General features: G+C 58.9%; 12 protein-coding genes. 9 read left to right on the top strand and 3 right to left on the bottom strand.

Annotation, left to right across the window (positions count from 1 at the left end):
* Positions 1–6: 6 nt before the first annotated feature.
* The 3 genes from HKK57_RS15035 (at position 7) to HKK57_RS15025 (ending at position 3,539) form a co-directional block, all read left to right on the top strand.
* Positions 7–1,197, top strand: a complete 1,191-nt coding sequence (locus HKK57_RS15035; RefSeq protein ID WP_029297893.1) for an alginate O-acetyltransferase — start codon at positions 7–9, stop codon at positions 1,195–1,197.
* Positions 1,198–1,213: 16 nt separating this feature from the next.
* A complete protein-coding gene (locus tag HKK57_RS15030; protein WP_029297892.1) occupies positions 1,214–1,867 on the top strand; it encodes an alginate O-acetyltransferase AlgF in 654 nt (217 codons plus the stop codon).
* Between the two features lie 220 nt (positions 1,868–2,087).
* A complete protein-coding gene (locus HKK57_RS15025) occupies positions 2,088–3,539 on the top strand; it encodes a mannose-1-phosphate guanylyltransferase/mannose-6-phosphate isomerase (RefSeq protein ID WP_029297891.1) in 1,452 nt (483 codons plus the stop codon).
* 78 nt (positions 3,540–3,617) lie between these two features.
* Here HKK57_RS15025 and HKK57_RS15020 read toward each other — a convergent pair whose 3' ends face one another.
* Positions 3,618–6,419: a dermonecrotic toxin domain-containing protein gene (locus HKK57_RS15020; RefSeq protein ID WP_154906644.1), complete on the bottom strand. Its 2,802-nt coding sequence runs from the start codon at positions 6,417–6,419 to the stop codon at positions 3,618–3,620.
* A 202-nt stretch (positions 6,420–6,621) separates the two neighbouring features.
* Here HKK57_RS15020 and HKK57_RS15015 point away from each other — a divergent pair, with 202 nt between their 5' ends.
* Together HKK57_RS15015 and HKK57_RS15010 are read left to right on the top strand one after the other, a co-directional pair.
* Positions 6,622–7,086 (top strand): multidrug transporter, encoded by a 465-nt coding sequence (locus HKK57_RS15015; RefSeq protein ID WP_070995621.1) that lies wholly within the window; start codon positions 6,622–6,624, stop codon positions 7,084–7,086.
* A gap of 24 nt (positions 7,087–7,110) precedes the next feature.
* Positions 7,111–7,923, top strand: a complete 813-nt coding sequence (locus HKK57_RS15010) for an SDR family oxidoreductase (protein ID WP_169390356.1) — start codon at positions 7,111–7,113, stop codon at positions 7,921–7,923.
* Positions 7,924–8,000: 77 nt separating this feature from the next.
* On the opposite strand, the gene HKK57_RS15005 is transcribed toward HKK57_RS15010, so the two are convergent.
* Positions 8,001–8,909: a LysR family transcriptional regulator gene (locus HKK57_RS15005; protein ID WP_050492959.1), complete on the bottom strand. Its 909-nt coding sequence runs from the start codon at positions 8,907–8,909 to the stop codon at positions 8,001–8,003.
* A gap of 112 nt (positions 8,910–9,021) precedes the next feature.
* Between HKK57_RS15005 and HKK57_RS15000 the strand changes: the two genes are divergently transcribed.
* The 4 genes from HKK57_RS15000 to HKK57_RS14985 all read left to right on the top strand — a co-directional run bounded on the left by HKK57_RS15000 (position 9,022) and on the right by HKK57_RS14985 (position 12,170).
* Complete coding sequence (locus HKK57_RS15000; protein ID WP_169390355.1) at positions 9,022–10,203, top strand: MFS transporter; 1,182 nt, start codon at positions 9,022–9,024, stop codon at positions 10,201–10,203.
* A complete protein-coding gene (locus tag HKK57_RS14995) occupies positions 10,203–10,607 on the top strand; it encodes a hypothetical protein (RefSeq protein WP_029297885.1) in 405 nt (134 codons plus the stop codon). Before HKK57_RS15000 ends, HKK57_RS14995 begins: the two co-directional genes overlap by 1 nt.
* Before the next feature lie 188 nt (positions 10,608–10,795).
* On the top strand, positions 10,796–11,719 hold the full coding sequence (locus HKK57_RS14990) for an NAD synthetase (RefSeq protein ID WP_169390354.1): 924 nt from the start codon (positions 10,796–10,798) through the stop codon (positions 11,717–11,719).
* Positions 11,709–12,170 (top strand): hypothetical protein, encoded by a 462-nt coding sequence (locus HKK57_RS14985; protein WP_237150388.1) that lies wholly within the window; start codon positions 11,709–11,711, stop codon positions 12,168–12,170. The genes HKK57_RS14990 and HKK57_RS14985 overlap by 11 nt, the downstream gene beginning before the upstream one ends.
* On the opposite strand, the gene HKK57_RS14980 is transcribed toward HKK57_RS14985, so the two are convergent.
* Positions 12,167–13,027 carry an efflux RND transporter periplasmic adaptor subunit gene (locus HKK57_RS14980; RefSeq protein WP_029297880.1) on the bottom strand — a complete coding sequence of 287 codons (861 nt, stop codon included), beginning with the start codon at positions 13,025–13,027 and terminating at the stop codon, positions 12,167–12,169. The genes HKK57_RS14985 and HKK57_RS14980 overlap by 4 nt on opposite strands.

Genomic DNA, 13,027 nt, shown 5'->3' with positions numbered 1-13,027 from the left:
CCGACCATGACCCGTTCATTCCGCATCCTCTATGCCGCGCTGTTCATGGCCCTGCTGCTGGCCCTGGGCGCGTGGTCGGTGCGCAGTTTCTTCGGTTTCAATACCAACGCCGACGCCACCGTGCTCAACGGGCGCTGGGCCAAGGCGGTCGAAACCCATTACGACGATGAGTTCCCGATCAAGCGCCTGGGCACCAACCTCTGGGCGGCCCTGGACTACAAGCTGTTCAACGAAGGCCGTCCCGGCGTGGTGCTGGGTCGCGATCACTGGCTGTACAGCGACGAAGAGTTCAACCCCGCCGTCAACGAAGAGCAGAACCTGCAAGACAACTACGCCCTGGTCGAAGGCGTGCGCCAGACCCTCAAGGCCAAGGGCGTGCAATTGGTCATGGCAATTGTCCCGGCCAAGGTGCGCCTGTACCCCGAGCACCTGGGTGAAGTGCAACCAGCGAGTATTCATGCCGGGCTCTACCAGGACTTCCATGCCCGGGTGGCCGCCGACAAGATCATCGCCCCCGACCTGCTGGGCCCGCTGCAACAGGCCAAGCTCCACGGCCAGCAAGTGTTCCTGCGCACCGACACCCACTGGACCCCGGATGGCGCCGAAGTCGCCGCCAAGCAACTGGCCAGCGTGATCAACGCCAAGACCCTGCTCAGCGGCGAGCCCCAGCGGTTTGTCACCGACGCCGAAAGCATCGCCCCCCACAGCGGTGACCTGCGCCTGTTCCTGCCCCTGGACCCGCTGTTCGAAAACCTGATGCCGCCCAAGGAACCCCTGCAAAAACGCGTGACCCACGCGGTGCAGGCCCAGGCAGCGGGCGATGATGCGTTGTTTGCCGACAGCGAAATGCCGGTGGCCCTGGTGGGCACCAGCTACAGCGCCAACCCCAACTGGAACTTCGTCGGTGCCCTCAAGCAAGCCCTGGGCAGTGAAGTGGTGAACTACTCCGAGGACGGCCACGGCCCGATCCTGCCGATGCTCAGCTACCTGAAAAGCGATGACTTCAAGAACAGCCCGCCGCAGGTGCTGATCTGGGAGTTCCCGGAACGCTATCTGCCGGTGAACAACGAAATCGGCGACGCCGACCCCAAGTGGGTTGCGCAACTCAAGCAAGCCGGTACACGCCAACAGAACATGGCAATCAACACACCCGTTAAAACCCAGAAATCCGAGACGCCCGACCGGGCGCAAAACTGAAAGAGAGGTAACTCACATGACTTTCACTACTACTCCTCGTCGTCTCGCCAAGACCCTGGCCCTGGCCGCCGGCATGAGCTTCGTGTCGATGTCCGCCTTCGCCGGCGACGCCGCCCTCTACGGGCCCATCGCGCCGAAAGGCTCGAGCTTCGTGCGCCTGTTCAACGCCAGCAACCAGGAAGTCAGCGCCAGCGTCGGCAACACCGCGTTGAGCGATGTGGCGCCACTGGCCAGCAGCGACTTCAGCTTCCTGCCGGGCGGTGACTACAGCGCCAAGGTCGGCAGCCAGAACGTCACGGTCAAGCTGGCCGCCGATCACTATTACACCCTGGTCAACAGCGGCACCGGCCAGCCGCAACTGATCGAAGAACCACCGTTCAAGAACAAGCAGAAATCCCTGGTGCGCGTGCAGAACCTCAGCGACAAGGCCCTGACCCTGAAGACCGCCGACGGCAAGACCGACGTGGTCAAGGCCGTGGCCGCCAAGGGCCGTGGCGAGCGCGAGATCAACCCGGTGAAGGTCAGCCTGGCGCTGTATGACGGCGATAAAAAAGTCGGCGACGTGAAGCCGGTGGCGCTGGAGCGTGGTGAGGCGGCGGTGCTGTATGTCACCGGTTCCGGTTCGAGCCTGTCGCCAGTGTGGGTCAAGCGCCCCGTGTCGACCCGCTAATTATTTCCTGAACTGACGGCTACCCACTGTAGGAGCGAGCTTGCTCGCGAAAATCGCCAACGATAACGCGAGCATTCTGAATGAACGCGGTGTCTGGAAGTGCTTCGCGAGCAAGCTCGCTCCTACAGGGGATCAAGGCGTCAGTTCGGACCGAGACAAAAACAAGAGTGAAACGACTGAATTTCGTTGCTCTAACCCATACAGATTCAAGGAGAAACCCATGATCCCAGTAATTCTTTCCGGTGGTAGCGGCTCACGTCTTTGGCCGCTTTCGCGTAAACAGTTCCCTAAGCAGTTCCTGGCCCTGACCGGCGAGCACACGCTGTTCCAGCAAACCCTGGAGCGCCTGGTGTTCGAAGGCATGGACAGCCCGATCATTGTCTGCAACAAAGACCACCGCTTCATCGTCAACGAGCAGTTGAGCGCCCGCAAGCTGGAAAGCCAGCGCATCCTGATGGAGCCATTTGGCCGCAACACCGCGCCGGCCGTGGCCCTGACCGCGATGATGCTGGTCAATGAAGGCCGTGACGAGCTGATGCTGGTGCTGCCCGCCGACCATGTACTGGACGACCAGAAAGCCCTGCAACGCGCCCTGGCCCTGGCCACCGTGGCCGCCGAGCGTGGCGAGATGGTGCTGTTCGGCGTACCGGCCACCCGCCCGGAAACCGGCTACGGCTACATCAAGTCCACCAACGACTCACTGCTGCCCGAAGGCGTCAGCCGCGTGCAGCAGTTCGTCGAGAAGCCGGATGAAAAACGTGCGGTGGAGTTCGTCAAAAGCGGTGGTTATTTCTGGAACAGCGGCATGTTCCTGTTCCGCGCCAGCCGCTTCCTCGAAGAGCTGAAAAAACACGACCCGGACATCTACGATACTTGCGTGCTGACCCTCGAGCGCAGCGAGCATACCGCTGATACCGTGACCTTCGACGAAGCCACCTTCGCCTGCTGCCCGGACAATTCCATCGACTACGCGGTGATGGAAAAAACCCAGCGCGCCTGCGTGGTGCCGCTCAGTGCCGGCTGGAGCGACGTGGGCTGCTGGGCCTCGCTGTGGGCGGTCAATGACAAAGACGCCAACGGCAACGTGACCAAGGGCGACGTGGTGATCCAGGACAGCAAGAACTGCATGATCCACGGCAACGGCAAGCTGGTGTCGGTGATCGGCCTGGAAAACATCGTGGTGGTGGAAACCAAGGACGCGATGATGATTGCCCACAAGGACAAGGTCCAGGGCGTCAAGCAGATGGTCAACACCCTCAACGAACAAGGGCGCAGCGAGACCCAGAACCACTGCGAAGTCTACCGCCCGTGGGGCTCCTACGACTCGGTGGACATGGGCGGGCGCTTCCAGGTCAAACACATCTCGGTCAAGCCGGGCGCGTGCCTGTCGCTGCAGATGCACCATCACCGCGCCGAACACTGGATCGTGGTCAGTGGTACCGCTGAAGTGACGTGCGACGAGAACGTGTTCCTGCTGTGCGAGAACCAGTCGACCTACATCCCGATTGCCTCGGTGCATCGCCTGCGCAACCCGGGCAAGATCCCCTTGGAGATTATCGAAGTGCAATCGGGCAGCTATCTGGGCGAGGATGATATCGAGCGGTTTGAAGATATCTACGGGCGCTCGACGCCGGTTGAGCGTGGCGTGTCGGTGAAAACTATCGCGCAGTAGACCCCGCAAAAAACAGCCGCCTATCACCCTCTGCGTCCCCTATCCGCAGCGAGTGATGGGCGGTTTGTCTATTGGCGGTCAAGCGGTGTACGGCGTCTCGCCGCGAGAAATGACGCGACTCACCAGTTCACCGCTGGCGCCATCCCTGTATTGCAACGGAATGGAGAAAGGGGTATCCACATAAAAAATATGTGGATGTCCGGGGACTTCCACCAACTTCAGACCGGTGGTGTTTATCTCAAAGTAATCGGTCATCTTATTCAGCGTTTTGCCATATTTGTTACGCCCGAAAATCATCTGGGATATGACCTCCGTAGGCTTATCTTCAGGCGCCAGATCGGTGAAGTAATGCCTGCCCTGCCCTCTAGGCAGCGGGCCACCTTTTAAATCGGTAGAGGACGGTGAAAAAGAGCGGTCAGCGACGAAAGCGGAATGACGACTTCGGTTGTTGTATTTGTAGAAGACGTTCTTTCCTTTGATGGGAGGTTCCAGGGTGGCTTTTTCACCGGGAAAGGCTTCAGGTAACTTGGGGCGTTTTACGGTGGATTGCCCACCGGAAGTGGATGGACCTGAAGAACGGTCTGGCTCAGCAAGGCGTTTTCGACCCGTGCTCACATCCCTATCGGTACTTTGGACCCCGCCCAGCATCCTGCTCGAACGCCATTGGCCATTAGCCACAGCGTCGACTGTCAATACAGGCTTGCCGCTCTGGGGATCGATAATCTGGACATAGTCGTTACTGAGTTTGAAATCACTCTTGATCTCATACGTGTTGGCGATACCTGTCTGGTCGGTATAACGGATAAACCAACGGTCTTTTCCCAGCTCGTCCTTGAATTGATAAATACCTTTGGCATTAACTGTACTTTTGGCAAGTAATGACTCGCCGTCCGCAACAGCGTAGATGCTGATATTGCCCGCTTGTGACGGCAGCAGGCGATTGGGTATGTCGAAACTAGCGTATTCAGGGCCGGATGCCGGCTCAAGGATTGGCGGCTCTTTTTCCGGCAGTACGAACGGATCTTCAGCTTTTGAGCCGACACCTACAGAAGAGAACAACACGTTGAGCATTCCATCGAATACCTTCGCCGCCCCGTCATGACGTTCAGCCTGAGTATCGCCCGTGATCTCTTTTTCAGTGCCCAGCGCCACTTCGGTGAGCCCCGTGATAACTGCGGCTGCGGCGATCGGAGCCGCCAGCGGGGCCAGCTTGGTCAGCAACCCTGCGCCGACCGAGATGTCATTGAGCCAAATATCACGAGTGACCTCGCTGTTGGACTTGATCGCGGTGTCTGCATCACTTTTCATGCGCTGTTGGCTTAGATGCGCCATGTGGCTGAACACATCGCCCTTGATCGCAAAGTTGGCGCGGTCGATGACCCTGCCCTCTTGATTACTGACGGTTCCTGCACCGAGGTATTCCAACGATGTATCGACGCCGTCTTTCGGACGGACTTCAGCCAGGAAGCTTAGCTGCACTATTGTGTTAAATAATACGGCCCCCGCCCCGGTTTCACTGTTCTGCCGATCAGCCAGCGAGAAGTGCGACTCCAGGGCTTTACGCAAGGAGGGCGTGCTGGCCTGATCGCTGACCCATCGATCCATTTTTTCCAACGAGTCGAATTTCAGAAAGGCTGGCTGGGCGTCAGGAATGTAGAGGATTTGCACGCCGTCCAGACGACCGTGGACGTATTTTTTGGGCAGCTTGCCAGGTAGGGTAAAACGCACAATGTCATTTGACGGGAAGCCATTGATATCGAAAGCATGGGCCTGGACAGCACCTGTTACCGGGGATGTTGCCTGCAATTGTGCAAAGGTCAGGGGCTGGTTTTCAGATACGCCCTCACCACAAACAGCCGTCATCAGCTGTTTATAGTCGCTCCTGGTGAGCTGATGCTCGGGCGGCTGCAGCGCTCGTTCAGCAGGTAACTTGGCCTCCTGGGACTTGAGTTGTTCACTTGCCTTATGGATGAACACCCCCTTCTGGACAGTCCGATAGTTATCGGCGTGGTGTTCCCAGAAGTCGTCGATTTTTTCCGACATTACCGTTTGGAAGTCGACTTTCCAAAGAGCCTTCATAAACTGGGAAGGCGCCAAGGGAATTTGGTTATGAGCGCCGTAGCCTGCTTTTTTGCTTTGTCCGGGGCCGTCTTTATACAAGCCCGCTTCCGAGTCCAGATTGCCGGGAACCCCGTCGTTTTCGGAGAAGTTCTTCAATACCGCATCGGTCAAAGTGATTGAAGAGGAAGGTTCTTCCTTCATATGCTCCCAACCGGTAGCGGTTGTAGCAGATTGCGTGCCGTTAAAACGATTCAGATACGTCTTATCGGCGTCTACATGGATGCCGGTCAACTTGAACACGATGTCTTGCGCGCACTTTTTGGCTTCTGCGCGCACATCTGGAAATGCCGCAGCCGTGCCTAAGGCAATATTGTTGAATTTGGCTTTCTCGACATTGGCCTTGGCCACTTGCTCGGTAATGACTGCATAGGCATTGGAAGTGCTTTCCGGTGCCTGTGAAGACACGATGTGCCTGAGTTGGGTGAGTTCTTCACGATTTTTCGGAATGTTCCAGCCGTTGGCTGTGATGTATTGCCATAGGCTGACTTCTATGACCGGGCCTGCATCTTTCGTATCGGGCTCCAGTTGGATCTTCGTGGTTTGCAAGACCGGAAAAATAGGCTCATTGGTTGTGCGACCCGTTGTGATGCCTTGCTCCAGGCCTACCAGTGTCTGAGTCAGCGAGTTACGGTTGTCCAGAACACTGGAGCCTGCGCCGGTGGTTGGTTGCGTATTGGATGTGGGTTTTATAGAGCTGCTCTCTTGGGTAACCTCGTATTCGTAGGCTCCGGAAGAAAGATTCTGTATCGATATACTCATGATGTTTATCCCCGACAGATACAAGAAAGCCCGCAGAACAACAGTTATCAGTCTGTGGCTGTATCTATGTAAGTGATGCGAACAACGCCATCCATTCCAGTGAAAAGGTAACGGGGGATATCTCCGGAGCGTACTCGCAACCCGATAGGCAACCGTACCCCGCCAACGGTACGATGGTTCCCCCATCCGCGAGGCTGCCTCCATGTTCTTCGGCGTTCTACTGATCATCACCTGGCTGATCCTGCTGCTGCGCTATCCCGCCAAGGCGTTGCCTGTATCCCTCGTAGCAGCAGTGGGTCTGGGTTTCGTGGCGATGTGGGTGGTATGGCTGGACAACCGCGAAGCCGCGCAACTGGCGCGCCTGGAGCTACGCATCAGCTACGCCCCCGAGCAATGCCCTGCCGATCGCCCCTTGCAGCTCAAACTCAACAATGGCAATGACGTACCCCTGACCGAATTGCGCTGGCGCGTCGCCGCCTATGCGCCGGGCGATACGGTCAACCTGGCCGACAACGTCTATGCTGCCCCACGCTATCGCGGCCCCGGCGAATTGCAGGCCGGCGCCACCTGGGAAGATTGCTTGCCGATGCCGCCGCTGCGCCCCGGCTATCGCCCGCAAACCCTGGAGTTTCGTGCCGAACGCTTGCAAGGCAGCTTCTGCGACTAATTAATAACGACAAAGGATTGAGCCATGCCCAACGTGCTTATCACCGGTTGCTCCAGCGGCATCGGCCGCGCCCTGGCCGATGCCTTCAAGGCTGCCGGCTATGACGTGTGGGCCAGCGCCCGCCGCCCCGAAGACGTCGCGACCCTGGCGGCAGCCGGCTTCAAGGCCGTGCAACTGGATGTCAACGATGGGGCGGCCCTGGCGCAACTGGCCGGGCAAGTGGGCGAGCTGGATGTGCTGATCAACAACGCCGGCTACGGCGCCATGGGCCCGTTGCTCGATGGCGGTACCGCGGCGATGCAGCGGCAATTCGAGACCAATGTGTTCTCCATCGTCGGCGTGACCCAGGCGTTGTTTCCCGCGTTGCGCCGTAACAAAGGGTTGGTGGTCAATATCGGCAGCGTGTCCGGGGTATTGGTCACCCCGTTTGCCGGCGCCTACTGCGCCTCCAAAGCCGCCGTCCATGCCCTGAGCGATGCCCTGCGCATGGAGCTGGCGCCGTTTGGCGTGCGGGTCATGGAAGTGCAGCCGGGGGCAATCAACACTAGTTTCGCCAAGAACGCCGGCACCCAGGCCGAACGGCTGATCAACGAACAATCGCCATGGTGGCCGTTGCGCGAAAGCATCCGTGCGCGCTCCCAGGCGTCCCAGGACAAGCCAACCCCAGCCAGCGTGTTTGCGGCGGATGTGCTCAAGGCCGCGCAACAACCTGAACCACCGCGCCTGTTGCGCTCAGGCAATGGCAGCCGCGCGTTGCCGTGGATGGCGGCGCTGTTGCCCAAGGCGTTGCTGGAGAAGGTGTTGAAGAAGCGGTTTGGGTTGGGTGGCCAGTTGTAGGTTTATTCCGAGACCGAGGCGCCTGTATCGCGAGCAAGCCCGCTCCCACACTTACCGAGTACATCCTTGAAGTACGGTCAACCTGTGGGGGCGGGCTTGCTCGCGATGGCGTCCCAACCAGCAACATAACCCTCCTTCATGAAATCAATAAACGCCCGCACCTTGAGCGGCAAATGCCGCGTGTCCGGATACAGCGCATACACACCTTGGGGTACGAAGCGATGATCCGGCAACAGGTGTACCAATCGCCCGGTGTCCAGATCCTCCTGTACCAGCCACTGCGGCAGGATTGCCACGCCATGGCCGCGCACGGCAAATGCCTGGAGCACAGCGGCACTGTCAACCATAAGCGCACTGGGGCCGGAGCGATATTGATGCTCGCGACCTGCCGGGTCGATCACACTCAACTCGTTCAATCGGCCGTGCCCCAGCTTGGGCAGTTGTTCAAGTTCATCCAGCGTATGGGCGCTACCAAAACCAGGCGCCGCGACGGCGAATATCGGGTACGTGGATAACTGCACCGCACGATGATTGGAATCCAGCAGGCGCCCGAGCCGAATCGCCACGTCAAAGCGTTCGGAGATCAGATCGGCATGGGTGGAGGATGTGGATAAGTGGACATTCAGATCCGGGTGCAAACGGCCAAAGGCCTCCACCGCAGGGACGACCACGGCCAGCGCATATTCCACGGTGGTGGTGATGCGTAGGGTGCCTTTGAGCTGGGTGTGCTCCGAACGCGCCTCTTCCACCGCCAACTGCGCTTCTTCGAGCATGCGTGTACAGCGCAGGTAAAACCGCTCGCCGGCATCGGTCAACGCCAATTGCCGGGTGTTGCGCGTCAGCAGGGTGACACCGAGTTCAGCCTCCAGGCGCTTGAGATTAAAGCTGACCACGGCGCGGGTCTGCCCCAGTCTATCGGCCGCGGCAGTCAGCGAGCCGGCCTCCACCACCGTCTTGAACGTCTCGAAACGATCCAGGCTGACCATGGGCCACCGCCTCCACTTGTCAAAATATTTTTGACAAACTAACAGTCAAACCAGCGTTCCCCAAGTATCCGCAGCACTCTACCCTGCCGGGATTGAATGCAGGAACGCCCCGATGACCTACCGCTCGAAAATCGCCTGGATCTTTTTGCTGGGTTTCGCCCTCGATCTGGTGAACATGTTTGTCGCCACCGTCGCCTACCCCGATATCGCCCACGAACTGCAGGCTTCGGTCACGCAATTGGCGTGGGTCAGCAATGCCTACCTGCTCGGCCTGACGCTGATCATCCCCTTGAGTGTGTGGCTGGCGGCGGTCATGGGTGAACGCCGCCTGATCACCGCCAGCCTGCTGATCTTTGCCGGCGCTTCGGTGCTGGTGGGCCAGGCGGGCTCCATCGAAACCCTGATCGGCTGGCGCGCCCTGCAAGGGCTGGGCGGCGGCTTGCTGATTCCCGTGGGCCAGGCCCTGGCCTACCGACACTGCCCAGCAGCAGAGCGCAGCCAATTGACCGCACGTGTGATGTCCGTGGCCCTGCTGGTGCCGGCGCTGTCCCCGGCGCTGGGTGGGTGGCTGGTCGATAGCCTGTCCTGGCGCTGGATATTCCACGCCAATTTGCCGTTGGCGTTAATCATCCTGCTGCTGGCGTGGCTGTGGATAAAACCGGACGCGCCTGCAACTGCGCGCCCCTCTCTGGAGATGGGCAACCTGTTCAAACAGATCGGCAACCCGATGCTGCGCATCGCGATGCTGATCTACTTGTGCGTCCCCGGTGTGTTTATCGGCACCAGCCTGATCGCCATCCTCTACCTGCGCGGCCTGGGCTATGACGCCACGCACACCGGCGCGCTGATGCTGCCCTGGGCACTGGCATCGGCGCTGGCCATCTACCTCAGCAAGACCTTGTTCAACCGCTACGGCCCCAAGCCCTTGCTGCTGGCGGGCATGGGGCTGCAATGCAGCGGTATTGTGTTGCTCAACGAGCCTTCCCTGATCATTCTCGCCTACGGCCTGATGGGCCTGGGCGGCAGCCTGTGCAGCAGCACTGCGCAGACCCTGGCCTTTCTCGATATCCCCGCCCCGCGCATGGGCCACGCCAGCGCGCTGTGGAATATCAATCGGCAGCTGAGCTTTTGCCTCGGTGCAGCGGCACTCAGCGCCGTGCTATCAGCCTCGGATTCCTTCACCATGACCTTCTTGACCGCGGCAGCCCTGACACTACTGCCGCTCTTCGCGGTGCTGAGCCTGGATACCTCCAGGGTTCGCGCACTGCTTCACCCAGCCAGCGAGCCTCAATGATGATTGATTACAGCGACTTTTTTGAAGAAGTGATCCAGACCCACATCGAGATCGAGCAATGGTTTGCCGGCGTCGCGCCGGATGGCACCTTGCAAAACCTGCTGGCGCGCTTCTCCCCGGAGTTCAGCATGATCGCCCCCGCCACCGGCGCACGGGTCAACACAGCCGGGGTCAACGCCCTGTTCACCCGCCTGGGCGGCATGCGTCCTGGGTTGAAAATCACCTTGAGCGAACTGACCGGCATTGACCGACATGCACGGGGCGCCACGGTGACCTACCGTGAACACCAGATCGATGACAGCGGCACCCAAACGGACCGCCGCGCCACCGTGGTGTTCGAGAAACAGGCAAGCGGCGCGTTGCTGTGGCGACATTTGCATGAGACCTATATCCAGGGCCAATAACTCTCCCCTGTAGGAGCCGGCTTGCCGGCGAAAATCGTCAACGCTAACGCGGAGCACCAGGCTCCCCGCGTTGCTCTCAGGTTCTTCGCCGGCAAGCCGGCTCCTACAGTAAACCGCGAACTAGCTGACATCATTCGACGGACTCAGTCTTCAGGCTCTTTCACCTCTGCCCACGGGAAGGTGAATGGATGCTCAAGGATTTCCTCAACAGCGGCGTGCCCAACGCTCATACAACCACCCGCCAGCGACTGACCAGCCTGCTGGATTTGCCAAAACTCTATCGAACCATTGATGCCAACCCTGCCATCGTCGGCGCCGGCGTGGTGCACATCGGCAGTGACTACCGGGTAACGGTGCTGCGCGAGTTTGTGCCGTTGTGCAGTCTCACGCCCAAGCGGGTGATATTGCGGGAAGTGGCGGGGGCAATGACAGCCAATCAATATGCTGAGCTGGCGACCAGTTCGCCTCGTGAGTCAAAGCTACTTGTAGAAGCAACGGGGATGACTTTCGCTTGCGCAGGAGCCGTTATCGGAATAGCCGTCGCAGCTACCGGTGTTGCATCCACGCCATTAAGTGGGGGCGCCAGTCTTGCAGTTACCCGTATCGCCTATACAGCTGCAGCCGCCAGCGGCTTGCAGTGCATCAACGGTGCCTGGAGGACTTATACAGAATTAACTAACCCCGCTGAGAATGACTATTACGATTCGCTGAGTTGGTACCAATCCATGAGCGTTGCGCTGGATGGTATTTCATTGATCGGCGCAGGTAGCACTACGTTTGTCACGGTCAGAACAGTGATGACGATCAAAAAGTCGACGGGCAGAAACCTGGCAGACATCCTGAGGAGCCTAAGCCGCCGAGAGCGTGCAAAGTTGACGGATGAAGTCCTGCGACTGAAAAACCCTCGCCATCCCCGCGAAATACTCCGGTTAAAACAGCTAGCTGGAACACTTCCAAAACGCTGTAGCAACAGCCAATTACGCCAAGACATTCTCACTCAAATAGCAGATCAGGTGGGTGCAGCTCTCGCACTCACAGGCAGCAGCATTTCCGAAAACATTAACCACATTGTCATCGCGATTTATGAAGAGTTCAGCAACCATGACCAATAACCGCAATCCCGCGCGCGCGCCGCGAACAGTGCGTAGTTACACCCACCGTTTTGCTTTCACGGTGGGCACCGCAGTATCAGTGAGCTTAGTGAGTATCTCAGGCAACCTGTCACACAGCCTGTCGTATTACGCCCGAATTAACTATCTGACTAGCGAATACGCTGTGATGGCGAGCCTGGTACTGTTGTTGGCCATGTGTATCGGGTTGGCTCTGCTGGTGGCGGGATTTCGTTCAGGCCCCGCTGTACTTGTAGGCGTCGCTGCTCTGAATGCTCTGCTTGCGACAGGCTACTTGGTTAGTCACCCCGTGACTCTGTTTGCGCTATTTCCTCTGTTTCAATCACTGATCTGCCTGATCATGCTCAATACAAAAAACCACCGCCGCTACACCAGCATGCTAAGGGTCAAACGACGGCGCAAAATCAGGGCAAGAACACCCACCGCTGTTTAGTTTTGAGCCTGGTTGACGATCACGGTGCAGGTAATCCCCGCCGCCAACAACACGCCCTCCGGCACTTCATCGATATGGATCCGCACGGGCACGCGCTGGGCCAAACGCACCCAGTTGAAGGTCGGGTTCACATCGGCGATCAGTTCGCGGCTCTCGGGGTTGTCGCGGTCGTAGATGCCACGGGAGATGCTTTCTACGTGGCCCTTTAACGTCTCGCCGCTCATCAGTTGCATATCGGCTTTGTCGCCGACTTTGACGTGGGGCAGCTTGGTTTCTTCGAAGAAGCCATACACCCAGAACGAGTGCATATCGACCACGGCCATCTTGGCTTCGCCTATACGGGCGTAGTCGCCGCGATGCACGTTGAGGTTGGTGACGTAACCATCCACCGCTGCCAGCACTTGCGTGCGTTTCAAATTCAACTCCGCCGCTTCCAACTGCGCCAGCGCGTGTTGGTAATCAGCCAGAGCGGAATCAGCAATGTTGCTCGCGTCGTCGCGGTTTTCCTTGGAGATCACCAGTGCATCAAGGTCCGCACGGCGATGGGCGTTGACCTTGCGCATTTCCCAGGTGGCTTTGCGCGAGGCCACCAATGATTGCGCCTGCTTGACTGCGATGCGGTAGTGCTCGGGGTCGATCTGCATCAGCAGGTCGCCCTTTTTCACCAACTGGTTGTCCCGCACCGGCACGTCGACCACTTCGCCGGTGACGTCGGCGGCGACGTTGATGATGTCGGCGCGTACCCGGCCATCGCGGGTCCACGGGGTTTGCATGTAATGCACCCACAACGTACGGCCAATCCAGATCGCCAGGGCCAGCACCAGTAGGGTTGCGAGCAGGCTGAAAAACTTTTTCAT

The sequence above is a fragment of the Pseudomonas sp. ADAK21 genome (assembly GCF_012935735.1).
GTDB classification, from domain to species: Bacteria; Pseudomonadota; Gammaproteobacteria; order Pseudomonadales; family Pseudomonadaceae; genus Aquipseudomonas; species Aquipseudomonas proteolytica.
Note: the sequence above shows the minus strand (reverse complement) of the source record. Positions and strands in the feature narration are given on the sequence as shown.